22 protein-coding genes are annotated in these 24,819 nt (G+C 53.1%); all 22 read right to left on the reverse strand.

Annotated elements, in window-relative coordinates; all coding sequences use genetic code 11:
• Nucleotides 1-37 precede the first annotated feature (37 nt).
• Nucleotides 38-2,815 (reverse strand): FtsK/SpoIIIE family DNA translocase, encoded by a 2,778-nt coding sequence (locus B1748_RS26245; RefSeq protein ID WP_087570910.1) that lies wholly within the window; start codon nucleotides 2,813-2,815, stop codon nucleotides 38-40.
• 64 nt (nucleotides 2,816-2,879) lie between these two features.
• A complete protein-coding gene (locus B1748_RS26250) occupies nucleotides 2,880-3,098 on the reverse strand; it encodes a YlzJ-like family protein (protein ID WP_087570911.1) in 219 nt (72 codons plus the stop codon).
• Entirely contained in the window at nucleotides 3,095-3,931 is an 837-nt protein-coding gene (locus B1748_RS26255; RefSeq protein ID WP_087570943.1) for a ClpP family protease, read from the reverse strand. The genes B1748_RS26250 and B1748_RS26255 overlap by 4 nt, the downstream gene beginning before the upstream one ends.
• A 191-nt stretch (nucleotides 3,932-4,122) precedes the next feature.
• Entirely contained in the window at nucleotides 4,123-5,805 is a 1,683-nt protein-coding gene (locus tag B1748_RS26260) for a ribonuclease J (RefSeq protein ID WP_087570912.1), read from the reverse strand.
• Between the two features lie 420 nt (nucleotides 5,806-6,225).
• On the reverse strand, nucleotides 6,226-7,101 hold the full coding sequence (gene dapA / locus B1748_RS26265) for a 4-hydroxy-tetrahydrodipicolinate synthase (RefSeq protein ID WP_087570913.1): 876 nt from the start codon (nucleotides 7,099-7,101) through the stop codon (nucleotides 6,226-6,228).
• Between the two features lie 42 nt (nucleotides 7,102-7,143).
• Nucleotides 7,144-8,358: an aspartate kinase gene (dapG, locus tag B1748_RS26270; protein WP_087570914.1), complete on the reverse strand. Its 1,215-nt coding sequence runs from the start codon at nucleotides 8,356-8,358 to the stop codon at nucleotides 7,144-7,146.
• A 215-nt stretch (nucleotides 8,359-8,573) separates the two neighbouring features.
• The gene (locus tag B1748_RS26275; protein WP_087570915.1) at nucleotides 8,574-9,164 is read right to left on the reverse strand and encodes a dipicolinate synthase subunit B; all 591 of its coding nucleotides are present in this window, start codon (nucleotides 9,162-9,164) and stop codon (nucleotides 8,574-8,576) included.
• The gene (gene dpsA, locus B1748_RS26280; protein ID WP_087570916.1) at nucleotides 9,161-10,060 is read right to left on the reverse strand and encodes a dipicolinate synthase subunit DpsA; all 900 of its coding nucleotides are present in this window, start codon (nucleotides 10,058-10,060) and stop codon (nucleotides 9,161-9,163) included. The genes B1748_RS26275 and dpsA overlap by 4 nt, the downstream gene beginning before the upstream one ends.
• A 141-nt stretch (nucleotides 10,061-10,201) precedes the next feature.
• Entirely contained in the window at nucleotides 10,202-10,648 is a 447-nt protein-coding gene (gene dut / locus B1748_RS26285; protein WP_087570917.1) for a dUTP diphosphatase, read from the reverse strand.
• Nucleotides 10,629-11,894, reverse strand: a complete 1,266-nt coding sequence (locus tag B1748_RS26290) for a M16 family metallopeptidase (RefSeq protein WP_087570918.1) — start codon at nucleotides 11,892-11,894, stop codon at nucleotides 10,629-10,631. The genes dut and B1748_RS26290 overlap by 20 nt, the downstream gene beginning before the upstream one ends.
• Nucleotides 11,895-11,954: 60 nt before the next feature.
• The gene (locus B1748_RS26295; RefSeq protein WP_256975942.1) at nucleotides 11,955-12,995 is read right to left on the reverse strand and encodes a polysaccharide deacetylase family protein; all 1,041 of its coding nucleotides are present in this window, start codon (nucleotides 12,993-12,995) and stop codon (nucleotides 11,955-11,957) included.
• Between the two features lie 171 nt (nucleotides 12,996-13,166).
• Nucleotides 13,167-15,272, reverse strand: a complete 2,106-nt coding sequence (pnp, locus tag B1748_RS26300) for a polyribonucleotide nucleotidyltransferase (protein ID WP_087570919.1) — start codon at nucleotides 15,270-15,272, stop codon at nucleotides 13,167-13,169.
• Between the two features lie 332 nt (nucleotides 15,273-15,604).
• Nucleotides 15,605-15,874, reverse strand: coding sequence for a 30S ribosomal protein S15 (rpsO, locus tag B1748_RS26305; protein WP_087570920.1), 270 nt, complete (start codon nucleotides 15,872-15,874; stop codon nucleotides 15,605-15,607).
• A 164-nt stretch (nucleotides 15,875-16,038) separates the two neighbouring features.
• On the reverse strand, nucleotides 16,039-16,980 hold the full coding sequence (locus B1748_RS26310) for a bifunctional riboflavin kinase/FAD synthetase (protein WP_306299343.1): 942 nt from the start codon (nucleotides 16,978-16,980) through the stop codon (nucleotides 16,039-16,041).
• Between the two features lie 150 nt (nucleotides 16,981-17,130).
• Complete coding sequence (gene truB / locus B1748_RS26315) at nucleotides 17,131-18,039, reverse strand: tRNA pseudouridine(55) synthase TruB (protein ID WP_087570921.1); 909 nt, start codon at nucleotides 18,037-18,039, stop codon at nucleotides 17,131-17,133.
• A 2-nt stretch (nucleotides 18,040-18,041) separates the two neighbouring features.
• Nucleotides 18,042-19,031, reverse strand: coding sequence for a DHH family phosphoesterase (locus tag B1748_RS26320; RefSeq protein WP_087570922.1), 990 nt, complete (start codon nucleotides 19,029-19,031; stop codon nucleotides 18,042-18,044).
• Complete coding sequence (gene rbfA / locus B1748_RS26325) at nucleotides 19,028-19,384, reverse strand: 30S ribosome-binding factor RbfA (RefSeq protein ID WP_087570923.1); 357 nt, start codon at nucleotides 19,382-19,384, stop codon at nucleotides 19,028-19,030. Before rbfA ends, B1748_RS26320 begins: the two co-directional genes overlap by 4 nt.
• Nucleotides 19,385-19,391: 7 nt before the next feature.
• Nucleotides 19,392-22,118, reverse strand: a complete 2,727-nt coding sequence (infB, locus tag B1748_RS26330; protein WP_373271305.1) for a translation initiation factor IF-2 — start codon at nucleotides 22,116-22,118, stop codon at nucleotides 19,392-19,394.
• Nucleotides 22,119-22,158: 40 nt separating this feature from the next.
• Nucleotides 22,159-22,509, reverse strand: coding sequence for a L7Ae/L30e/S12e/Gadd45 family ribosomal protein (locus tag B1748_RS26335; protein WP_087570925.1), 351 nt, complete (start codon nucleotides 22,507-22,509; stop codon nucleotides 22,159-22,161).
• The gene (gene rnpM, locus B1748_RS26340; protein ID WP_087570926.1) at nucleotides 22,493-22,810 is read right to left on the reverse strand and encodes an RNase P modulator RnpM; all 318 of its coding nucleotides are present in this window, start codon (nucleotides 22,808-22,810) and stop codon (nucleotides 22,493-22,495) included. Before rnpM ends, B1748_RS26335 begins: the two co-directional genes overlap by 17 nt.
• 45 nt (nucleotides 22,811-22,855) lie before the next feature.
• Nucleotides 22,856-23,953: a transcription termination factor NusA gene (gene nusA / locus B1748_RS26345; RefSeq protein WP_087570927.1), complete on the reverse strand. Its 1,098-nt coding sequence runs from the start codon at nucleotides 23,951-23,953 to the stop codon at nucleotides 22,856-22,858.
• 235 nt (nucleotides 23,954-24,188) lie between these two features.
• Nucleotides 24,189-24,650: a ribosome maturation factor RimP gene (gene rimP / locus B1748_RS26350; protein WP_087570928.1), complete on the reverse strand. Its 462-nt coding sequence runs from the start codon at nucleotides 24,648-24,650 to the stop codon at nucleotides 24,189-24,191.
• Between the last annotated feature and the right edge of the window lie 169 nt (nucleotides 24,651-24,819).

Below are 24,819 nucleotides of genomic sequence, written 5' to 3' on the forward strand. Positions count from 1 at the left end.
GCAAAAGAGAAGTTTAAATGCGTGTTGAACAACCTCTTTAGGAGCTGGCGCGGTTCGCTTGGAACTGCTCGAGTGACATCAGCACCTCGCGCGGCTTGCTTCCTTCGTAAGGGCCAACGATGGAGCGTGCCTCCATCTGGTCGATCAGTCTCGCAGCACGTGTATAACCGATTCTCATCCTGCGCTGGAGCAGCGATACGGAAGCCTGCTTCGCCTCCACAACGATCTGTACGGCCTGGTCGAACAGCTCGTCAAGCTGCATGTCTTCGTCCTCGGATTCCGCGTCAATTTCTGGCACGAGATCCTCCTTGTATTCCGCCTCTCCCTGATTCCTCGCAAAACTTACCAGTGCTTCCACCTCCTGATCGGAGAGGAAGGCGCCTTGTACGCGAATCGGCTTCGACATGCCCACGGGCAAGAACAGCATATCTCCGCGTCCGAGCAGCTTCTCGGCTCCTCCCATATCGAGAATCGTCCTGGAATCGACTTGCGACGAGACTCCGAACGCGATTCGGGAAGGGATGTTCGCCTTGATGACGCCTGTAATGACGTCGACGGATGGCCGCTGAGTAGCAATAATGAGATGAATTCCCGCTGCACGGGCCATCTGCGCAAGTCTCGCAATGGAGTCCTCGACATCGTTCGCGGCTACCATCATTAGATCCGCCAACTCGTCCACGATGATGACGTAGTACGGCAAAACGGCGGCCGGATTGTCAGCCATCAGCGTATTGTAGCCTTCTATATTGCGCGTCGACGATTTGGAGAACAGCTCGTAGCGTTTCTCCATCTCCACGACGATCTTCTTAAGCGCTAGCGATGCCCTGCGCGGATCCGTGACGACCGGAGCCAACAAATGCGGGATGCCGTTGTAGATGTTCAGCTCCACCATCTTAGGATCGATCATAAGGAATTTCACTTCGTCCGGTTTGGCCTTATACAGAATGCTCGTAATAATGCCGTTGATGCAGACGGACTTGCCGGAGCCTGTAGCGCCAGCAACCAGCAAGTGAGGCATACGTGCAAGGTTGCCGACGATCGTCTGACCGGATATATCCCGGCCGAACGCAATGGAGAGCTTGGAGGTAGCCGTCTGGAAGGCAGGCGTCTCCATCACCTCTCTCATGGTGACGACGGACACTTCCATGTTGGGCACCTCGATGCCAATGGCGGACTTGCCTGGTATCGGCGCTTCCATCCTTACATCCTTAGCCGCAAGAGCCAATGCAATATCATCGGTAAGGCCAACGATTCGGCTTACCTTGACGCCCGTCGCGGGCTGAACTTCGTAACGGGTAACCGCTGGCCCCCGAACGACGTCCAGCACCTTCGCGCGTACGCCGAAGCTTTCCAGCGTCGCTTCCAGCTTGCGCCTGGAATCGTACATATCTGAAGCGTCGGAGCCTCTGCTCATGCCAAGCGGCTTCTGCAGCAAAGTGAACGGCGGCAGACGATATGGCTTGGGTGCGGGCGGTGCAGGAGGAGCTCCGCTGACGACCATTTCTTCGCCAACCGGCCTTCGCGGAACCGTTTCGCCGCTTGCTTGAACGGCCTCGGCGCTATTGTCGTCCTCGTCGAACGTTTCGTCTTGCATGCCGTCTACGACATCGTCAAGATTCTCCGCAAGCACGTCAGTCTCTTTCATCTCGTTATAGGTTTGATTGTCGTCGTATTCTTGCTGTTGGGCGTTAGGAGGCCAATCGGGATTCCCCCATGCCTGCGCCTCCCCGTACTCTTCTCCTGTTGGGGAGGATGGATCGTTAGGTATGCTCCCCTCCGTCTCTCCTGTGTCAGCAAGGTTATGATCATCCTGCCGCATCCATGGAGGGAGCGAATCATTATTATCGTCAAAATGCGTTTCTGTCCCTATGCCGTTTTCAGCGGAGCTTTCGCCCGTTTTCTCCCATGGCTGCTCGGCAAGTCCGTTTTCCCATGAACTAACCGCTGCGCCTGGCTGTTCGTCCTTATCGCCAGTGAACTCCCACTCGTCATCCTCGGAGGCATGGCTCTTGCTCTCTTCGTTCCGCCAAGCGAAGAATATCGATTTACGTTTCTTTGGCCTCGGCTTGGAGAATTGATCATCATCATCGATCGTATTGTCATCGTATAATCCGCTTGGCTGAGCAGCCGTCGCTCCCGCAGCGGCAGCGGCAGCTTCACGCTTCGCCTTGTGGCTGCTTCGTTTGGCGTTAAGCAGCTTCAACATCCGTATGAATCTTGTCCGTATCAATCGGACCAGCTCGACATACGACTTGCCCGTTATCAACATGATCGCTATGGCGAACATGACAATATTAATAATGACGGCTCCGTAATAGCCAAACAAGGTGAATAACATTGCTAACATCAGCGCGCCGACATAACCTCCGCTAATAGGCTTGTCTTGAATTCGGAGTTCGCTCACCCCGTCAGAGGCCGAGGTCAGAAGCTGCTCCTGCAGCCCCTGGCTAAGCGCTCCCAAAATAACGCCGCCTGATAACGTCTCTCTTTCGACGCCCTGGAATCTGGCGTTTACATCGGAGATCGAGCTGCTGAGCGCAAGGCCCAGCACAAGCACAAGCAGCCCCGTCTTGCGGCTTGTCCAGCCCCGGGGCCATGCCCTCTTAACCATTACAGTAAGACCTATGTATATGCCGACAAGCGCAAGCACGAAATAAAATTTGCCCAGAAACAAACCAAACAGCTTGGATAAGGCGCGTCCAACAGTCGCTTCGCCGGATAATGCGATGATGGATATTGTAATAATGAGAATACCGTATACTTCATACTTCAGTTGAGCGCCAATCGATTTTTTGCGTCCCTTTTTCTTTGCCATGCCGTCACCTCGGATTTCCATTATAGCACAGTTCCGGGTGACGGACTATTTCACTTCCGAACAACTATTCGAAGCCGAACGCAATCAATGATCCCGGCGCCAGCGTTGGATCCAGATAGTCGTACAAGGAGCAATCCAACAGTCTTACAATTTTACCGCAGCCTGGCGCTACGGGAATAACAAGCATTCTTATACCCTTTGCCGTAACGTCAAGCATGGGTTCCCCCTCTTCTCCGTAGCCCTGTAGAACCAGCTCTAGAGGCATGATAGTATGCAGGGTCATTGCGTAGCGCCTCCTTCTAAACCGACCTCGCTTGACGCAGCCATAATTCCAGCTGCAACCGATGCGTCTATGCTCGAAGGTTGAGGCGCTGCCGCACGTTTCGTTTCAATCAATCCATTTAAACTCCGAAGCGCATCTCCCAATCCGCCGATATTGTCAATGAGGCCATGCTTTACGGCATCAGCTCCGATTACTGTCGTACCGATATCGCGTGTAAGCTCGCCAGTCTTGAACATGAGTTCTTTAAAAGTAGTCTCAGAGATATTCGAATGAGAAGTAACGAATCGTACGACGCGTTCCTGCATTTTCTCCAAATATTCGAACGTTTGCGGCACTCCGATGACCAGTCCGTTCATCCGGATGGGATGAATCGTCATTGTTGCGGTTTCCGCGATATAGGATAGGTCTCCTGACACCGCTATGGGTACGCCGATGGAATGCCCGCCGCCAAGCACTAACGTTACCACCGGCTTCGACAATGACGCGATCATCTCGGCGATCGCGAGTCCGGCCTCAACGTCTCCTCCCACCGTGTTTAGTACGATTAGCACCCCTTCGATTTTCGGATTCTGTTCGGCGGCTACAAGCTGGGGGATCATGTGTTCATATTTCGTCGTCTTATTTTGCGGCGGAAGAATGAGATGGCCTTCGACTTGTCCGATGATTGTCATGCAAAAGATATTGGATTCCGCCGGAACTGGCGGAGATACGGTTCCCAATTGCTGAATGCTTTCAATTGCAGCCGATTTCCGCTTCTCGTCTTGAGGCGCTCCTTGCGGTTCAGGTTGGGCCGGCGGCGGCTCCGATCCATTGCTTTTAATTCCTTCATTCATGTATCCAAACGACATGCTTATATCCCCCTCATATCCATCATGTAGTTCTGCAGCTTGTCATAGTATGGAATGTCATGAGAACAATTATCCGAACTAAAATAACGGTGCAGCCGACCAAAAAAAAATCGCCTTCCCTCCGGTTGCCCGGCTGAAAAGCGATTTCTATATCGTGATGGGTATTTGTATACCGTCTAAACCTCCATGATGATCGGCAATATCATAGGGCGGCGACGTGTCTGTTCGTAGAGGAATCGTCCAAGTGCGTCCTTGACGTTTGTCTTGAGCGATGCCCACTCGTTAACTTTGTCGTTCATAAGCTTGTTGAGTGTTGAAGTGACGATCCGGTTGGCTTCGTCCAGAAGGCCTTCCGACTCCCTAACGTATACGAACCCGCGGGAGATGATGTCCGGACCGGATAGAATCGTGCCATCCTGCTTGCTGAGCGTCACGACTACGACCAGAATGCCGTCTTGCGACAGCAGCTTGCGATCACGCAATACAATGTTGCCTACGTCGCCGACGCCAAGTCCGTCAATAAGAACATTGCCTGCCGGCACCTTGGAGCCCTTGCGACCTGCGCCGCCTTGGAATTCTACCGTATCGCCGTTCTCGACAATGAAAATATTTTCCTTATCGATGCCGATTGACTCGCCCAGTCTGCCATGCAAGCGAAGCATACGATATTCGCCGTGAATTGGAATAAAGTACTTTGGCTTGATGAGGTTCAGCATGAGCTTAAGCTCTTCCTGGCTGCCGTGACCCGATACGTGGACGCCAGACACGGAGCCTGGTCCATAGATGACATTGGCGCCGAGCTTGAACAGCTCGTCTACCGTACGTCCTACGTAACGCTCATTGCCAGGAATCGGCGTAGCGGCGATAATAACCGTGTCGCCAGGCAAAATATCGACTTTGCGATGCGTGGAGCGCGCCATTCTCGTCAAAGCGGACATGGGTTCTCCCTGGCTGCCAGTGCAAAGAATAACGACGCGGTCGGCGGCCAGCTTGTTCACTTCTTCCGGCTCGATCAGCATGCCTTCAGGGATGTTAAGGTAGCCAAGCTCCGATGCGATACCGACTACGTTGACCATGCTGCGGCCAACGACTGCAATCTTGCGGCGAGTTGCAATCGAAGCGTTGATGATCTGTTGAATCCGATGCACGTTGGAAGCGAAGGTGGCAACGACGACGCGTTGAGTGGACTTGCGGAAGATATCTTCAAGCTCGTCCCCTACCTTGCTCTCGGAAGGCGTGTAGCCAGGCCGTTCTGCGTTTGTACTGTCGGACAGCAATGCCAGTACGCCGCGGCTGCCGATTTCGGCAATACGCTGCAGGTCGGCGAACTGATCGTTTACTGGCGTATGGTCGAACTTGAAGTCGCCCGTATGAACGACGATGCCTTCCGGTGTATCCAGGCAGACGCCTACGGAGTCCGGAATACTGTGGTTGGTCTTGAAGAAGCTCGCACGAATGGCGCCGAGTTGAATCTCGGAATCCGCATTGATCAGGATGCGCTTCGTCTCGCCCAGCAGGCCCGCTTCCTTTAGCTTTCCTTCGATCAGTCCGAGCGTCAGCTTTGTTCCGTAGACAGGGACATTAAGATGTCTGAGCACGTATGGCAGACCGCCAATGTGGTCTTCGTGACCGTGTGTAATGAGGATGGCGCGAACCTTGTCGCGGTTCTCCGTCAGGTAAGAAATATCCGGGATGACAATATCAATGCCGAGCATGTCCTCTTCCGGGAATTTGAGACCCGAATCCACAACGACGATATCGTTGTTATATTGGATCACGTACATGTTTTTGCCGATCTCGCCTACTCCGCCCAGTGCGAATATAAGCAGCTTATCTTGGTTGTTGTTTTTCTTAGACAAATGGATCTATACCTCCTATAGAAAGTGTCATTATTCATGCTTTATCCGATTATTGGTATTACAGATAACGCCAGATGCCGCTCTGACGGTAAGAACTGGAATTGATTTTGTTTGCCGCACCCAATCACTTGTGATCATTATACATGATGAAAAAGATGGAATACAAGTGCAACCGGATAATCCTCTATCCGATAGCGTCTCCAAAACGTTTCATCCTTAGATATGCAAAAAAAACCGATGCAGCGCATCGGTCCTTGCTCTAACAGACGCCAGCGACGCTATTTGTCCGATTTTTAACCTCAAACAAATCTAACGGACTCAGATGACGGCCGTCCACAATGAATCGATAGCCTCTGTTAGTCCATTAGACTGTCGAAAAACTAAAAAAATCGAAAAATAGCGTCAGTTATGTCCGTTTTACTATGAAATCAAATCCCGAAGAAAAGCCCGCTCCGCTTCGTTTGCATCGATCAGCGGAAGCCGCACCCCGCCAACGGGATAACCTTTGAGCGACAACGCATATTTAACCGCGACCGGATTCGGCACGGGATGAGGACAGTTGAACAAACCCTTGAAAATGGTGAACAGCTTTCCATTTAGCTTTGCTGCTTCCGCGACATTACCCTCTACATAGGCATTAACCAACGCCTTCATGTCGGCTCCAATAATGTGGCTCGCCACGCTGACGATTCCGTATGCTCCGACAGCGAGTGCCGGCAGCGTCATGGCGTCGTCCCCGCTGTATACGCGGAATCCGTCCGGCGCTCCGCTTACGATCAGAGTAAGTTGCTCCAGCGAAGCACAATCCTTCGTTGCAACAATGTTGTCAAGCTGTGCCAGGCGAAGCGTCGTCTCTACGGAAATATTGACGCCCGTGCGCCCCTCCACGTTATAGAGTATGATCGGCAGCGTGGTCGATTCTGCTATAGCCTTGAAGTGGCGGTACAAACCTTCTTGGGAAGGCTTATTATAATAAGGAGCGACAAGCAGGATTCCGTCCACGCCGCATTGCTGGGCAGATTTCGTCAGATGAATCGTATGGGCAGTGTCGTTGCTGCCCGTACCGGCGATGATCTTGCAACGTCCAGCGGCGTGCTCGACCGCGAATGCGAAGAGCTTCAGCTTCTCTTCCTCCGTCAAGGTAGGCGACTCGCCCGTCGTGCCGGAGACAACGATGCTGTCACTGCTTTGCTCGTCAATCAAGTAATCAATCAGCTTACCGGCGGTTTGCCAATCGATAGATCCTTCCGCATCAAATGGTGTAACCATCGCTGTAATCAATCTTCCGAAATCCATAGAGACTCCTCCTAGAATTGTACAATAATGCTGTTAATTGCTTCATAAATGAAGATCGAACTTGGAATGCAGCGCCCGAAGCGCGACCGCCATATCTTCGTCGCGGACCAGGACCCAGATTGTAGTATTGGAATCGGAGGATTGCATGATGCTGATGCCTTGCTCCGTCAACGCCTCGACGATACGCGCCATGACGCCCGGCTGACCGTTCATTCCGCCTCCTATGACGGAGATCTTGGCGCAGCCAGGGGTCAGCACCGGCGCGAAGCCCGCTTCCCGAAGCAGCCGTTCCGCGGTATCCGCGTCCCGGTCAAAGACCGTGTATAGAGCGCCGCTTGGCGTAACATTAATAAAGTCTACGCTGATATGATGTCTGGCCATCGTCTGGAACACTTGCAGTTGCATGTCGCTCTGTCCCTCGATCGCTTTTACCGCTATCTGGGTAATGCCGGGCACATGCGCAATGCCGGTCACATGTCTGTCCCTGAAATCATGATCGGCTGCCGCAGAAGCATCATCCGTAACGAGCGTGCCGACCTCCTCCGAGAAGGTGGAGCGAACCCTTACCGGGATTTTCGCCTGCTGGGCAATCTCGACCGCGCGGGGGTGCACAACCTTGGCCCCTTGCCTTGCCAAATTGCAAATTTCCGCATAACTTACGACAGGAAGCGGTTTGGCATCGGCCACGATCCGAGGATCCGCGGTCAAAATGCCATTAACGTCGGTGTAAATATCGACCATTTCCGCGCGCAAAGCAGCGCCGATTGCCGTCGCCGTCGTATCGCTGCCGCCCCGTCCAAGCGTCGTCAGGTCGCCTTGGGCGGTTAAGCCCTGGAAGCCGGCGACCACGACAACTTGGCCTTTAGCCAATTGCGTGAGGACGGGCTCCGGGTCAATACGCTTAATTCGCGCCGCCCCGAAGCTTTCGTCCGTTAAAATCCCTGCGCTTCCACCCGTTAACGCAACAGAGGAAATGCCTCTGGCATTGAGCATGCTGCACAATACGGCTGCCGATATAATCTCGCCGCAGCCAAGCAGCATATCCCTTTCTTTTGCCGGTAGACTGTCTCCGCTTTGCCGGACAAGCTCTAACAACGTATCCGTGGCGTACGGATCACCGCTGCGTCCCATAGCGGAAACGACGACGACAAGACTATTGCCGTCGCCCCGTTCCCTATTGATATGATAAATAACACGTTCTCTAGCTTCCGGGCTGGATACCGAGGTTCCTCCGAATTTCTGTATGAGGATTCGCAAGCCGTTAGCCTCCTATCTTCGAGTGAAGACGAGAAGCAGCACGTTATCCGTAATGAATCCATGAACCCGTGGAAAATAATTGCTGCGATATGATCATGATCCTTGCCAAGCCTTGTAGATGGTCCTCGGAAGTCAGAGGCAGCTGCTTAACATCCTCGATCGTTTAATCCCATTCGTTATCCATCAAAGTTTTCTAATGTCGTGGAACGCCTCAATTATCCGTGCCGCTCTACCAGCATCGGCTGAAGCTGCTTGCCCTGAAGCGCGGCCTCGCAAGCTTCCAGCACCAGATCCATACGAGCGACCAGCGAATTGGGCTTCTGAATCGGATTATCCTGACCAAAGGGTACGAAATAAATATGTTTAGCTACTAATAGCTTCGCTATATTCGCGGCGTTAAGGCCCAAGCCGTCATTCGTCGAAATGGCGAGTACGATCGGTCTGCCGTTGCGCATCTGCGCCTTGGCGGCCATCAATACGGCGCTGTCCGTAATTGCGTTAGCGAGCCGGCTCGTCGTGTTGCCCGTGCAAGGCGCGATAACAAGAACGTCAAGCAGCTTGGAAGGTCCAAGCGGCTCCGCCTGAACGATCGTCGAAATGATCTCGTTGCCCGTAATGCCCCTAAGCTGCTCTTGCCATTCCTTCGCCGTTCCGAATCTCGTATCTGTCGTAATCAGCGTATTCGAAACGATCGGCACGACATTTGCACCGGCATCGACGAAACGCTTGATCTCCGGCATCACTTCTGCGAACGTGCAGTGAGAGCCGGACAATGCATAACCTACCGTAATTCCGTTCCAATTCATATCCCATTCCCCCGCTTATTCGTATCATCCATGATCAACTGAGTCAAGCAATCCGCTATGATGCGTCCAGCTGTTTTGGGTGCGACGATTCCGGGGAGTCCGGGTGCGAGCATCGCCTTGATGCCACGTTTCTCTGCGAAGCGGAAATCGGTTCCGCCAGGCTTCGAGGCAAGGTCGATGATAACCGCTCGCGATGGTAGATTTGCGATAATTTGCGCTGTGACTATCATAGTCGGAATTGTATTAAAAAGCAAGTCAATGTTGCCCGCATTATGCAGTAAAGCCCCCGTATAGAAAGGCTCGAAGCCCATCTCCGCCGCCCTTGCAAAATGCTCTGAGCGCCTGACGCCAACCTTGACTTTAGCCCCTAATCCATGCAAGGCTCGAGCCATCGTAAAGCCGGTCCGGCCAAAGCCGAGCACCATGCTTCGTGAACCATGGATTGTAATATCCGTATTCTGAATAGCCATCATCAGGGCGCCTTCCGCCGTTGGGATGGAATTATAGATGGCTACATCGTCCCGATCGAACAACTCGACCAGCTTCAGGCCGTATTGCCCGCACAATTGTTTCAAGTAAGGCTTTGCCATGCCCGTATAAACCGTACAATGTGCGGGCAGTTTCGCCATATGCGATTCGCCGAGCACAATTTCCCGATCGCTGAATACGGCGTGAATCAGGCCATTGTCTTCGGTACCTACGGCAGGCAGCAGCAGCGCGTCGACATTTTCGAACAAAGCTTCTTCGAACTCGGCATGCACGGCGCCGTCGAGCGAAGAGTGCAAGCCATCGAAGCCGCATACGGTGACGGAAGCGTCCAGCTCGCTCAGCTTGCGTATAACCTCCAGTTGCCGGGCATCGCCGCCGAGCATCAGCACTTGAACGCCTGTAAGCATTAAGCGTCACTCCTTTCAAAAACAAATAAGCAATCAGATGCTCATAAGGATATAGACCATCTTATGCCGCCGCCCAAAGCGGGGTGAAAGTTTGCGCGCAACAAAAAAAGCCGTACAGCCGATAGCCGTACGACTTCCTCATTACTTCACTCCGGTATGTCCGAAACCGCCTGCGCCTCTCACCGTATCCGGAAGCTCCTCCGCTTCCTCGATCGTCACCTGGGGCACGACCTGGAACACCATTTGCGCAATACGTTCGCCTCTTGTGACGGCGAATGGCTCCGCCCCCAGATTAACGAGCAGCACCTTCACCTCTCCGCGATAATCCGCGTCGATCGTGCCTGGCGAATTCAAGCAGGTAATGCCATGCTTGTATGCCAGTCCGCTGCGCGGACGAATCTGCGCTTCCAGCTCCATGGGCATCGCCATGGAGAAGCCCGTCGGAATGAGCTTGCGCTCTCCCGGCTGCAAGACTACAGGCTCGCTTACGGCAGCCTGCAGGTCGAAGCCCGCAGCCCACTCCGACATTTTGCGAGGAACCGCGATGTCTTCGTTGCCTTCCAATCGTTTAAACAGAACCTGGTACAAGCTGATCTCTCCTCAATCCCGCAAATTCTTTGTCGGTCGTGCCCACTGTCGCTACTGCAAAAGGCACGGCCAACATCCGCTTGGTTACTTCGCGGATATGATCCATCGTCACATTATCGATACGCGCAAGCAACTCGTCAAGCGTGTAATGGCGTCCCAGCATCAGCTCGTTTTTGCCGATCCGGTTCATTCTGCTGCTCGTGCTCTCAAGGCTCAGGATAAGAGATCCCTTAAGCTGCTCTTTGCCTCGATGAAGCTCGTCTTCGCCTAGTCCCTTGACGGACAATTCGTGCAGCTGTTCCATGGTCAGCTCCAGCACGTCCTTCGTCTGCTTCGGAGCCGTACCCGCATAGACCGTAAACAGACCCGAATCCGCATAACCCGTATGATACGAATAGACGGAATACGCAAGTCCTCGTTTCTCCCTGATTTCCTGGAAAAGCCGCGAGCTCATGCCACCGCCGAGCGCGTTATTAAGCAGCACCATCGGATACAGCAGCGGATCGGCGTTGGAGCAGCCTGGGAAGGAGATGCAGAGATGATTTTGCTCCGTTTTTTTCTTAAAGAAGATATAGTCCCCGTGGAAAGCCGGCGGCGTTACGACTACAGGCTCCGAATGCCGCGAGAAGGCGCCAAAGTACTGCTCCAGCATCGCCAGCAGCTTCTCGTCTTCCACATTGCCCGCCACGCTGATGACGGTGTTCTCAATGGTGTATCTGTCGTTCATGTAACCGCGCAGCGTATCGGGACCCATCGACTCAAGCCGTTCCTTAAGCCCGAGAATGGAATAGGCAAGCGGATGACTGCCGAACGCGGCGCGCGAAGCTTCATCATGGACCTTGTCGTCCGGAGTATCCTCGTACATCGCGATTTCTTCAAGAATTACGTTTTTTTCCTTGGCCAGCTCTCCTTCGTCGAACTGCGAATGGAAGAACATGTCCGACAAGGCATCCACGGCAAGCGGCAGATGTTCGTCAAGCACTTTCGCGAAGTAACACGTATATTCCTTCGACGTAAAAGCATTGACGTTGCCTCCGATGCCGTCGAACAGATCCGCAATGTCCTTGGCGGACCGTTTCTCTGTACCCTTGAACAACATATGTTCGATAAAATGGGAGATGCCGCTGTTGTCTACCGTCTCGTTGCGCGAGCCTGTCTTCACCCAGATACCGAACGAAACGGAACGAACTGTAGGTATATTTTCCACCATGACGCGCAAGCCGTTGCTAAGTACGTATTTATTCACCAAGCGTCCCCCTATATTGGCGTTATGCCAATCTGTATTAACACGAATGATTCCACTATATCAGAATCCAACTCCGCCCTCAACAACAGCGGGCGTCCGCTCCGAAGACAGCGTCTGGCTTACTGTGCCGATCAAGTATCCCTTCGCTTTGGCGCTTGCAATCATGCCAGGCAGCGCTTGGCTCGAAGAAGCTGTCGGATGCATGAGAATCAGCGCCCCCGGCTCCAGCTTTCTGTCGATTTTCTCCACAATGGCACTAGGCGCCGGCTTCATCCAGTCGATCGTATCGATGGTCCACAGCACCGTCTGCAAGCCTAGCTCCTTCGCGACCTGCAAGGTGGCTCCATTGTAGGAACCGGACGGCGGGGCGAACCACCGATTATCGCCAATGCCCAGCCTCTCTTGCAGCAGCTTCTCTGTACGCGTTATTTGGGAAGACTGATCGCTTCGATTCAAATTTTTCATATCCGGATGCGAATACGCATGATTGGATAACTCATGACCGGCATCCATAATTTTGCGGGCAAGCTCGCTGTTCTTGTTCAGCCAGGAACCGTCCAGAAAAAACGTTGCCTTGACATTCTCCCTGGCAAACGTCTCCAGGATGGGATCAATGTACTCATTGCCCCAAGCGACATTGACCATAAAAGCGATCATCCGTTTGTTAGGATTGCCTCTGTAGACCGGCTGCGCGCCAAGATCCCCGAGACCGATCTTCGGTTCGATTTCTTTGTATTGATATGGGATGGGATCCGTCCTGGCTGCTTGAAGAGCCGCTTCGTAGGTACGCTCGATATCGACCGCAAGTCCGTTATAGCCGGGAATGGCATGCCAAACCCGATCAATCCTAGCATCGATTGGCGCCGAATACCGACTTTCTGCTTCCGCGACGATCCGATTGTACAGCTCCTTCTTCTCTTCTTCCGACAAGGAAGGCGGTCCGAACGCGTAAGTCGCGTCATGCCCGGCCTTAACCGAGTGGATAAAAGCGCTAATATCCCCGTTTAATCGTATAAATACGAGCACCATCAATAGGCTTGCCGCTATTGCAGCAGCTTTGCGCAGCGCCATGTCCCCCACTCCCCGCTTATCCAGTCCCATCCGGAATCCTTCAGCGCCTGAACAGCTAAAACGGCGGTGCTGTTGGAGTCCGATATGCGGTTATGAACCATCTTATGAGCGGAAGGACAACTTTATGCGGCTTGTACCCAAACAAAAAGAGGCAGATGATATCTGACTCTTCGCTTGGTGCCTATTTAGTTTCGAGCGAAATTACTTGGTTTCCGGGGACGCTTCCTGCGTCAGGAGCACTTTGCGCGAAAGGTTGACTCTGCCTTGCTGATCGATCTCCGTTACCTTCACGGTAATCTGGTCGCCAATTTTAACAACGTCCTCGCATTTCGCTACGCGTTCCGTAGACAGTTGGGAGATGTGGACAAGGCCGTCCTTGTTCGGCAAAATTTCGACGAATACGCCGAACTTCTCGATCCGTTTGACCGTTCCCAGATAAATCTCTCCGACAACGACTTCCTTGACGATGCCTTCGATAATCGACTTGGCTTTTTGATTCATCTCTTCGTTGGAGGAAGCGATAAACACCATGCCGTCTTGCTCGATATCGATTTTGACACCTGTTTCCTCGATAATTTTGTTGATGATTTTGCCGCCGGCGCCGATAACGTCGCGGATCTTGTCCGGATTAATGCGGAGCGTCAAAATCTTAGGCGCGTATTTCGACAAGTTCGTACGCGGCGCGCTCATCACTTCCATCATCTTGCCGAGGATATGCAACCGTCCTTGACGCGCTTGCTCCAGCGATTGCTGCAAAATCGCGCGGTCGATGCCATCGATCTTAATGTCCATCTGAATCGCCGTAACGCCGGCAGCGGTACCAGCCACTTTGAAGTCCATATCGCCCAGATGATCTTCCATCCCTTGAATATCGGACAGGATGGAGAAATGTTCGCCGTCCTTGATCAGACCCATCGCGATACCCGCTACCGGCGCTTTGATCGGAACTCCTGCGTCCATCATGGCCAGCGTGCTGGCGCAAATGCTCGCCTGCGACGTAGAGCCGTTGGACTCAAGTACTTCGGATACGAGACGAATCGTGTAAGGGAAATCCGTTTCCGAAGGAATAACCTTGGACAATGCGCGTTCTCCGAGCGCGCCGTGGCCGATCTCCCTGCGTCCTGGAGGACGTAAAGGACGAGCTTCGCCTACGCTGAATGGCGGGAAATTATAATGGTGCATAAAGCGCTTGGTCTCTTCCGGCGAGATGCCGTCAAGAATTTGCACGTCGCCCATTGCGCCGAGCGTACAGATGCTTAGCGCCTGAGTCTGACCGCGTGTGAACAGGCCAGAGCCGTGCGTGCGCGGGAGCAAGGATACATCGCATTCGATCGGACGAATCTCATCGAGACCGCGGCCGTCGGGACGTACCTTGTCATGCGTAATAAGGCGGCGTACTTCTTCCTTCACGATGTCGTAAAGCACTTCCTTCACGTCGCCCAGCCATTCTGGCGTATCGGCGTAGACCGTCTCGAAGTGCGTCACGGTATCGCCGTTTACGGCGTCGATTGCTTCTTGACGCGCGTGTTTCTCGGCGATCTTGATCGCTTCTACCAGACGTTCCGATGCGAATGCGCGAACCGCAGCGTTCACTTCTACGTTTACGGCGTGAAGCTTGACTGCCATTTTTTCTTTGCCTGCAGCTGCCGTCAGCTCTTCGATCGTAGCCACGATGCCTCTGATCGCGTCGTGCCCGAACATGATGGCTTCCAGCATGACTTCCTCGGATACTTCGTTCGCTTCCGCTTCCACCATCATGATAGCGTCCTTCGTACCTGAAACAACGACAAAAATATCCGTCTCTTGTTCCTGCTCAACCGTTGGGTTGATGATGAATTTGCCATCGATGCGGCCGACTACAACCCCGCCAATCGGCCCGTTGAACGGAACGTCCGAGATCGAAAGTGCTGCCGAAGTACCAATCATTGCCGCAATCTCCGGCGTGCAGTCTTGATCGACGCTCATGACGATGTTGGCAATCTGCACATCGTTGCGGAATCCTTCCGGGAACAGCGGACGAATAGGTCTGTCCGTCAAGCGGCTGGACAGAATCGCCTTCTCGCTCGGTCTGCCCTCGCGCTTAATGAAACCGCCCGGGATTTTGCCCACCGCATACAATCTCTCTTCGTAGTTGACAGTCAGCGGGAAGAAATCCAGATCTTTTGGTTCTGAAGAAGCAGTGACGGTACAAAGGATAACCGTCTCTCCGTAACGAACCGTTACGGCTGCGTTCGCTTGCTTGGCCAGTCGGCCTGTCTCCAAGCTTAACGGTCTTCCGCCAAGCGTCATTTCAACTTTATGTATCATTCGCGAGCCTCCGTTCATAGTAGAATCAAGATTCTTATAGTGAGAGTTCAAAAAGTTCGGTTTTCAGCACAATAGCATATGCTTCCGATGCTGCGTTTTTTTCAAAAACGCTGCAGAAGATTGGATAAAGGTAGAAACTGAGGAGCGGAGCGTAGTGGAAGCTACGTGAGCACCGGAAGTTTCGCCTGAATTCAATATTCGATGCCGAGTATGCTTCTTGGGATACTTCGTGATCAAAAGCGGACTTTTTGAACAACCTCTTGTAATTTTACAAAAAGCAACCCGTATCCCTCTCAATGGGGACGATCAGGTTGCTTTCTGTTACGCATGTTTTAACGGCGAAGGCCGAGTTTTTCAATCAATGCGCTATAACGTCTTACGTCTTTGTTCTTCAGGTAAGCCAGCAGCTTACGGCGTTGACCGACCATCTTGAGCAGACCACGGCGGGAGTGATGATCTTTTTTGTGTTCCCGCAAATGTTGCGTCAAGTTCACGATGTTTTCCGTAAGGATAGCGACTTGAACTTCAGCGGACCCCGTGTCGCTTGCATGCGTCTTGTGAGTCTCGATCAGCTCTTGTTTACGTTCTTGTGTAATTGCCATCCTTGTTCACCTCCTTCTATCTTAATCGCCATTAGCCTCGCCGCCGCCGGTGAGAGCGGACAACCAAGCCAAGGTTCGGCTGGACCGCTTCCGAATGCTTGTACAAACTTCGTTCGGTCACAACTTTGATCAGTATATCACATGACAAGGCAGGTTGTCGAGTTCTAAAGACTTTGATTAATCGCACGAGCTTGTGCCGCGTCGGCAGCGATCTGGCTGATCAATTGATCAATCGAGCCGAACTTTTGCTCCGAGCGAATGAAAGCTTTAAATTGCACCCTGATTTCCTTGCCGTAAATGTCCCGGTCGAAATCAAACAGATTCGCTTCCATAACGGGCTTGATCTCCGACTTGTTGAAGGTCGGCTTCATTCCGTGATTAAGTACGCCGTTGTATGCGACACCGTCCAGCCATGCCGTAATGGCATAGACGCCAAGCTTCGGGGCTACGTAAGGATCATGCAGCTCGAGATTGGCAGTAGGAAAGCCGATGGTACGCCCTCTCCCGTCGCCGTGAACGACGGTTCCTGATACTTCATAAGGACGACCCAACAGGCTGTTCGCCTTGTCAAGATTGCCTTGCTCCAGCGAATCTCGCGTATATGTGCTGCTAACCTTGACGCCGTTATCGTATAATGGCTCGACAATGCTGACTCCGATATCCGGCTTGCACAGCTCAAGCAGAGTCGAAGCATTGCCCGCGCCTTTGCTGCCGAAAGTAAAGTCGAATCCAACCACGGCATGACCGACGCCGAGCGGACGCAATACGCCGCTGACGAATTTGGAAGGCGATACCGCGGCGAAGCTGAGGTCGAAGCGCATCACATACATAATATCAACGCCGAGCTCTTCGAACAACGCCTGCTTTTTGTGAAGCGGAGTCAGACAGCTGTAATAGTGTTCTCCATGGCCCAGCACTTCCTTGGGATGCGGGGAGAAGGTCATGACAGCCGACAGCATTCCTTCCTTGCGGGCAACGTCAACCGCTTGCCGGATGACGTTTTGATGCCCTCGATGTACGCCGTCGAAGTGACCGATCGCAATGGAGACCGCCTTCTCCTGCACAAGCTCTGCCAGATTCGTAAAAGGATAAGAGATCGAAATCATTTTCACCGCGAATACACCTGCATTTCCATAAAAGAGGTAGTTCAAAAACTTCGCTTCATCCAACCTTCTACAACGTTTTTTAAAAAAACGCAGTATCGGAAGCATACGCTACGGTACTGAAAACCGAACTTTTTGAACCTTATTGAAATTTCAAGAGAAAACCTTGACCGGGCGCAAGCCGTAGATTTCCATGTCGCATTCGAAAATGCCAATGAACGACTCGCGGGTATCCGTTACGCGGAACAGCGTGCCATGTACCCAGGGCTCTTGAATAGATGCCGATCGAAGCGACAGCTTTTGTCCGCGCAGCGCCTTGGCTGCAGCTTCCTCCGTAACGACTGCCTTCGGAATATGGTCGATGGCTTCCTCTGGAGAGATAAGACGGCTCTCGAGCTCGCCTGCGGCCTGCAATTGCTCGATCTCCTCCAGAGTCAGGCACTGCTCGGCCTGAATTCCGCCGGACATCGTTCTGGTCAAGCTCTTCATCGTGGCTGGCACGCCGAGAGCCTTGCCAATATCGACGCATAACGTGCGAATATATGTCCCCTTGGAGCATACGGCCGAGAACGTAATTTCCGGGTGTTCCATATCGAGCTCGGAAGCAAGGAGCCGAATCTCATGTATGCGAACTTTGCGAGACTTCCGGTCTACTGTTTTCCCTTCCCTGGCAAGCTCGTACAATCGCTTCCCGTCTACCTTGACAGCGGAGAACATCGGCGGCACTTGTTCAATCTCGCCCAGGAATTGTCCCAGCACGGCTTCCAGCTCTTGCTCCGTGAAACGGCGGACAGGTTCCTGTGCCAGAACGTCGCCCGTCATGTCCTCTGTATCTGTAGCAATGCCCAGCTTCAGTACCGCTTCGTAGGCCTTTGGCCGCTCCTGCACATACTCGACGACTCTCGTCGACCGGCCCAGGCATAGAGGCAAAACGCCAGTAACCATAGGATCAAGAGTGCCCGCATGACCAATCCGCTTCATTTTTAATAGTCGCCTTGCTTTGGCCACAACATCATGGGATGTCCAGCCAGCCGGCTTCCATACCGCAAGTATGCCATCCATTGTTAGACCAGCGCCTTTCTAGCGGCTTCGACGAGCAACGCCGACGCGGCCGATATCGGCCCATCCAGCGTGCAGCCGGCGGCCCGGACATGCCCTCCGCCACCAAATGATTGGGCAATGGCGGCAACATCCGCTTTGCCGGCGGAACGAAGGCTGGCTTTGACTTGTCCGGACTCCGTCTCTTTAAACAGAATGCCGACTTCTACGCCATCTACGTTAAGCGCGTAGTTCACAATGCCTTCGAGATCGTCAGGCACCGCACCGCATTCCCGCAGATCATCCTTTGTCATGTACAGCCAGCCAATCTCCAAATTGTCGGAGAAAGTCAAACGGCTAAGCGCGGTTTGCAGCAGCTTGAGCTTGCCGATCGTCATCTTTTCCAGCAGATGATCCGCAAGCCTGCTGCCGGACACGCCAATAGCGAGCAGATTCGCCGCAATCTCCATCACGCGCGGGCTGGTGTTGGAATAGCGGAAACCTCCCGTATCCGTCAGCAGCCCCGTATAGATCGCAGTCGCGCAATCGAGATCGGGCGTGATGTCCGCCGCTTCAAGCAAGTCGTACAAAATCTCAACGGTTGCCGCAGCTTCCGGCCGAATGATATTCAACGTCCCGAAGCCGTCATTTGTCGGATGGTGATCGATGTTCAGCAGCGCTGCTCCGGATGCAAATAAGCTCGCTGCCTCCCCGATGCGGCGATAATCCGCACAATCGACCGCAATGATCGCATCGTAAGTGCCTTCAAGTTTAACAGCCTTTAAAGAATGAATCTCCTCGAATCGATGCAAGAATGACAGCCTTGAAGGCAGCAAACTTTCGTTCACCAGAACAGCGGTCTTCCCAAGTTTGGATAACAGCCAAGCCACAACCGATGTTGAGCTAATGGCGTCTCCGTCCGGCTGGACATGGGAGACAACAAGAAAGGAAGCATGACCTTCGATGAAGGCCAATGCTTCTTTCAACAAGTCGTTATAGCTCTGGGGCCGCGTCACTTCGCGTCGCTTCCTTTGTTAATATCTTCGAGCAAGGATTCGATCCGGCTGCCGTATTCGATGCTGCTGTCGAACTTGAATAATAGCACCGGCGTGTGGCGAAGCTTCATGCGCTTGCCAAGCTCCGAACGAAGGAAGCCTGTCGCGCTTGCCAGCGCTTTGAGCGTTGCTTCCTTCTGCTCGTCATTGCCGAGTACGCTAAGGTAAATCTTCGCTTGCGACAAATCGCTTGTCGTCTCCACGCCCGTAACGGTTATAAATCCGATGCGCGGATCCTTCAATTCCATTTGAATAATGCTGCTAAGCTCTTTTTTGATCTGCTCGCTTACGCGGCCTACCCGAATTTTTGCCATTGCTTAATCACCTCTCAACCGACTCCATGATGAAGGCTTCGATTACGTCGCCTTCTTTAATATCGCTAAAGCGTTCCAGTGTTATACCGCACTCGTAGCCTTGAGCGACTTCCTTGGCGTCGTCCTTGAACCTCTTAAGCGAATCGATCTTGCCCGTGTACACGACGATGCCGCTGCGAACGATGCGCGCTTCGGCCGAACGGGTTACTTTGCCGTCAATAATCATGCAACCGGCAATCGCGCCGACTTTCGTCACCTTGAACACGTTCCGAACTTCGGCATGTCCGATGATGACTTCCTTGTAGATCGGATCCAACATGCCTTTCATCGCTTGCTCGATCTCGTCGATGACGTTGTAGATGACGCGGTGCATGCGGACGTCGACCTTCTCTTGGGCAATCGTTGCTTCCGCCTGAGGATCCGGACGAACGTTGAAGCCGATAACGATCGTGTTCGATGCGGCCGCGAGAATGACATCGGATTCCGTAATCGCGCCTACGCCGCTGTGGATGACCTTGACGCGAACGCCTTCGATGTCGATCTTGGCAAGCGAGCCTTTAAGCGCTTCGAGCGAGCCTTGTACGTCTGCTTTAATAATGACGTTAAGATCTTTGATCTCTCCATCTTTAATGTGGCTGAACAGATCGTCCAAGGTAACGCGCGTATTGGCGCCCATCTCGGATTGGCGATGTTTGATGGCGCGGCGATCTGCGATCGCGCGTGCTTTGCGCTCGTCTTCGAATACCATAAACGGATCGCCGGCAAGCGGCACTTCCGTCAAACCCGTAATCTCGATAGGCGTCGACGGGCCAGCTTCCTTGAGACGGCGGCCTTTGTCATTTACCATGGCTCTAACACGACCGAAACAGTTGCCCGCTACAAATGCGTCGCCGATACGGAGCGTTCCGTGCTGCACGAGAATACGGGCTACAGGACCTTTGCCTTTGTCCAGCTCTGCCTCGATAACCGTTGCGCGGGCGCGCTTGTTCGGGTTCGCCTTGAATTCATTGACTTCCGCTACAAGCAGAATCATCTCGAGCAGACCTTCCAGGTTGATGCGCTGCTTCGCGGATACTTCCACAAAGATCGTATCTCCGCCCCACTCTTCCGGCACGAGCTCATATTCTGTCATTTCCTGTTTGATTTTGTCCGGGTTAGCTTCCGGCTTATCGATCTTATTAACCGCTACGATAATTGGAACGCCAGCCGCTTTGGCATGGCTGATCGCTTCTACCGTCTGAGGCATAATGCCGTCGTCGGCTGCTACTACGATAATCGTAATATCCGTTACTTGCGCGCCGCGTGCACGCATTAGTGTAAACGCTTCGTGACCTGGTGTATCCAGGAACGTAATCTTCTTGTTATTAATCTCGACTTGGTATGCGCCGATGTGCTGCGTAATGCCGCCTGCTTCGCCGCCTGAAACGTTCGACTTGCGGATGGCGTCGAGAAGCGTCGTTTTACCGTGGTCGACGTGACCCATAATCGTAACGACTGGCGGGCGAACGAGCAGATCCTCTTCTTCGTCCGTCTCTTCCACGGTCTCGAAGGTGTCTTCCTCCACCGGAATTTTCACTTCAACCTCAACACCGTATTCGCCTGCGATCAGCATGATCGCATCCATATCGATCTCTTGATTGATGGTAGCCATAACGCCCAGGAATAGAAGCTTCTTGATAACCTCGGAAGCATCCTTATGCAGCAGCTTGGCAAGATCGCCGACCGTCAGCGTGCCGCGGACGATAATCTTCTTAGGCGTGTTGTCGATCTTCTCGCGAGGAGGCTGATTCTGATGACCTTTGCCACGGCCTTTGCCGCCGCGATTGTTCCCTTTGTTGAAGCCGCCGCCGCGGCCATCTTCGAAACGTCTGGAACTGCCGTTGCCGCTGTTGCCGCCCTTGCCGAAGCGATCGCCGCCGCCTCTGCGATCGTCGCTTCCGCCGCCTGTACGTGCCGGTGCCGGACGGGAATCGAAGCTGCGAGCCTGTCCTTGAGGCGCAGTGCCCGTGCGAGCGCCACCCTGAGCGCCTTGGCCGCCGCCTTGAGCGCCTGTACGATTGCCCTGGCCCCCTTGGCCGCCTTGACCGTAACCGGAGCGATTGCCGCCCTGGCCGCCGGAACCGCCTTGACCGAAGCCTGAACGGTTTCCGCCTTGACCGCCGGAAGGACGATTGCCGCCTTGGCCTCCTTGACCGCCTTGTCCTCCCTGACGTTGGAAGCTGCCTTGACCTTGGCTGCCGGATGGGCGATTGCCGCCCTGGCCTTGTCCTTGACCGCCGGATGGGCGATTGCCGCCTTGGCCCTGTCCCTGACCGCCGTTATAGGAGCGTCCTCCGCCTTGGCCTTGTCCCTGACCGCCGGATGGACGGTTTCCGCCTTGACCTTGGCCTTGACCGGTTGGACGATTGCCTTGCTGTGGTTTTTGCTCACGCTGCTGATCCCTTGTTTGCTGCTGTTCGGATGGTTGTGTTTTCGTATTAATAGAGTTCGTTGTCCCCTGTCTCTCTTGAGTTGTGTTGCCGCGATTGCCTTGCTGCTGCGCGGTCTGCGGACGAGCCTGCGCAGATACGGCTGCTCCGCCGCTTTCCTGAGCGCGCTTCGCCGCCGCATTCGCTTTAATGTCGCGGAAGAAACCTTCCACTTTATGAACCATTTCGTTCTCCATTACGCTCATATGGTTGTTGACCGGCAAGTTCAGCCTTTTAAGAATCGTAATAATTTCCTTGCTGCTCATATTTAGCGACTTCGCATATTCATATACGCGAAGCTTATCTTTATTGTCCTGTTTGTTGCTCAATAGGATCCACCTCCGTATTTTGGCTCAGATGATTTTCGATCATTTTTCCGAAGTTCACATCGGTCACGGCAAGAACGACGCGTTCCGCTTTTCCTATCGCCATGCCAAGCTGTTCCCTGTCGTATGCCTCGGCGAGTTGTATTCCGTAGGTGCCGCACTTGTCTTTAAATTTTTTTTTCGTATTCGGAGATGCGTCACCGGCAAGAATGACCAGACAGGCCTTGCCCGATCTGACAGCCTTGAGCACGATTTCATCACCTGTTATAAGCTTGCCCGCACGCATGGCCATGCCAAGCGCCGACAACGCTTTGTCAGGCTTCCTCGTCATCGGACTCCAGCTCCTTTGCGGCTATAAACTGTTCCTCTACCGCAACAAATTCCTTTTCGAGCGCATCATAAATATCATCGCCGACGGACTGCTTAAGCGCCCTGTCCAACGCTTTGGTCTTCTTCGCCAGCTTAAAGCAGCTTACCTTGCCGCACAGATACGCTCCGCGTCCCGCCTTCTTGCCGGTCAGGTCGATCGCGACTTCGCCGGACGGTGTCCGAACAATCCGGATAAGTTCCTTCTTGGGCATCATTTCTTGACAGGCGACGCATTTGCGAAGCGGCACTTTTCTCGGTCTCACCGCACACCCTCCTTTATCTACATCTACGGCACTAGCCCGCCTTAACTAATCGATCGAGACGGAATCCTGATGCATGGTGCCCATCGCGGACTTCGGACGGCCGTATTCCTGCTCGGCCTGCGTCTCGCTCTTAATGTCGATCTTCCAGCCAGTCAGCTTGGCTGCGAGACGGGCGTTTTGACCTTTGATGCCGATTGCCAGCGACAGCTGATAATCGGGCACGATAACGCGGGCCATCTTTTCCTGCTCGAATACGATAACCTCCAGCACCTTGGAAGGGCTAAGCGCGTTCGCGACATACTCCTCGACATTCTCTGACCAACGAACGATATCGATCTTCTCGCCTTTAAGCTCGCCCACGATCGTCTGCACGCGCATCCCCTTCTGTCCGACGCAAGAGCCGACAGGATCCACCTCGTCATTGCGCGAATGAACCGCAATCTTAGAGCGGAAGCCCGCTTCGCGCGCGACGGAACGAATTTCTACGACGCCGTCGTAAATTTCCGGCACCTCCAGCTCGAACAAACGCTTAAGCAGACCCGGATGCGTGCGGGACAAAATGATTTGGGGACCTTTGGTCGTATTCTCGACCTTCGTAATAAAAGACTTCACCCGGTCGCCATGCTTGAACTTATCCGTTGGCATAAGCTCCGTCAGCGGCATTACCGCTTCTACCTTGCCCAGATCGACGAACAGATTGCGAACGTCCTGACGCTGCACGATGCCGTTCACGATATCTTCTTCCTTGTCGATAAAGGCATTGTAGATAAGGCCGCGCTCGGCTTCGCGTATCCGTTGGGTAACGACCTGCTTGGCTGTCTGTGCAGCAATACGGCCGAAGTCCCGCGGCGTAACTTCGATCTCGGCGACATCATCCAGTTGATAATGCGGGTTAATTTCGCGAGATGCTTCCACCGTAATCTCCAGGCGCGGATCCAACACCTCATCGACGACCGTTTTGCGAGCATATACCTTAATCACGCCGGAATGGCGGTTAATGTCCACTCTCACGTTCTGAGCAGTGTTGAAATTACGTTTGTAGCTGGATATGAGCGCGGCTTCAATGGCTTCGAGCAGCACATCCTTGGCGATCCCTTTGTCTCTCTCGATCTCTTGCAACGCCTCAATAAAATCCATGCTCATTGGAACGTTGATCCTCCTTTCGAAAATAAAAACGATAATAGTTTTAAAGAGGTAGTTCAAAAAGTCCGCTTCCCATTACGAAGTAATCCTGAAAGTTTACTCGACGTCGAATATTGAATTCAGCCGAACCTTCCGGTACTCACGTAGCTTCCACTACGCTCCGTTCCTCAGGTTCTACCTTCATCCAATCTTCTCGGTACTGATAACCGAACTTTTTGAACACGTACTTAAACGCTTAAAATACGATAGCCAATCTGGCGCTGGCGACTTTGGCGTACGGCAACGTATGCTGTTTTTTGCCTATGCGAATGACGGCTTGCACGCCATCGAACGATACGAGCAAACCCTCAAATTCCTTGGAGCCGTCAACAGGCTCATATGTAGTGATGAACACATGTTTGCCTATCGCCTTAACCACGTCCTCGGGCTTCTTGAGCGGACGCTCCGCCCCGGGGGACGATACCTCCAGGAAATAAGCGCCTGAGATGGGATCGTTTTTATCCAACTGCTCGCTGACGAATTCGCTGATCCGTCCGCATTCATCGATGTCGATGCCTCCGTCCTTGTCGACGAAGATTCTGAGGAACCAGTTGCTGCCTTCCTTGATGTATTCGATATCGACCAGCTCAAAACCTTGTTCGTTGAGGTAAGGCGTCACCATAGCCTCAATCGAGGATTTGATAGTGGATGTGCTCAAATTGAGTAAACCTCCTGTAATGGTTGCGTGCGCGGAAAAGTAAATTCCGCTGATCGGGGCAACGAGAATGTCCGATTACAAAACGTAAAGAGTGGGTTTCCCCACTCTTCTGCATCAAAGATCTATCCTCATCATTGCCACAAAAATTATAACATAATCCCAAATAAGT

The organism is Paenibacillus sp. MY03 (assembly GCF_002165585.1).
Classification (GTDB): domain Bacteria; phylum Bacillota; class Bacilli; order Paenibacillales; family Paenibacillaceae; genus Pristimantibacillus; species Pristimantibacillus agaridevorans.

Coding starts and splice junctions, on each gene's coding strand:
- B1748_RS26245 (WP_087570910.1), bottom strand. CDS start 2,815: ATGGCAAAGAAAAAGGGACGCAAAAAATCGATTGGCGCTCAACTGAAG.
- B1748_RS26250 (WP_087570911.1), bottom strand. CDS start 3,098: ATGACCCTGCATACTATCATGCCTCTAGAGCTGGTTCTACAGGGCTAC.
- B1748_RS26255 (WP_087570943.1), bottom strand. CDS start 3,931: ATGAATGAAGGAATTAAAAGCAATGGATCGGAGCCGCCGCCGGCCCAA.
- dapA (WP_087570913.1), bottom strand. CDS start 7,101: ATGGATTTCGGAAGATTGATTACAGCGATGGTTACACCATTTGATGCG.
- B1748_RS26275 (WP_087570915.1), bottom strand. CDS start 9,164: ATGAATTGGAACGGAATTACGGTAGGTTATGCATTGTCCGGCTCTCAC.
- dpsA (WP_087570916.1), bottom strand. CDS start 10,060: ATGCTTACAGGCGTTCAAGTGCTGATGCTCGGCGGCGATGCCCGGCAA.
- B1748_RS26295 (WP_256975942.1), bottom strand. CDS start 12,995: ATGGGACTGGATAAGCGGGGAGTGGGGGACATGGCGCTGCGCAAAGCT.
- pnp (WP_087570919.1), bottom strand. CDS start 15,272: ATGATACATAAAGTTGAAATGACGCTTGGCGGAAGACCGTTAAGCTTG.
- rpsO (WP_087570920.1), bottom strand. CDS start 15,874: ATGGCAATTACACAAGAACGTAAACAAGAGCTGATCGAGACTCACAAG.
- B1748_RS26310 (WP_306299343.1), bottom strand. CDS start 16,980: ATGATTTCGATCTCTTATCCTTTTACGAATCTGGCAGAGCTTGTGCAG.
- truB (WP_087570921.1), bottom strand. CDS start 18,039: ATGGATGGCATACTTGCGGTATGGAAGCCGGCTGGCTGGACATCCCAT.
- rbfA (WP_087570923.1), bottom strand. CDS start 19,384: ATGGCAAAAATTCGGGTAGGCCGCGTAAGCGAGCAGATCAAAAAAGAG.
- infB (WP_373271305.1), bottom strand. CDS start 22,118: ATGAGCAGCAAGGAAATTATTACGATTCTTAAAAGGCTGAACTTGCCG.
- B1748_RS26335 (WP_087570925.1), bottom strand. CDS start 22,509: ATGACGAGGAAGCCTGACAAAGCGTTGTCGGCGCTTGGCATGGCCATG.
- nusA (WP_087570927.1), bottom strand. CDS start 23,953: ATGAGCATGGATTTTATTGAGGCGTTGCAAGAGATCGAGAGAGACAAA.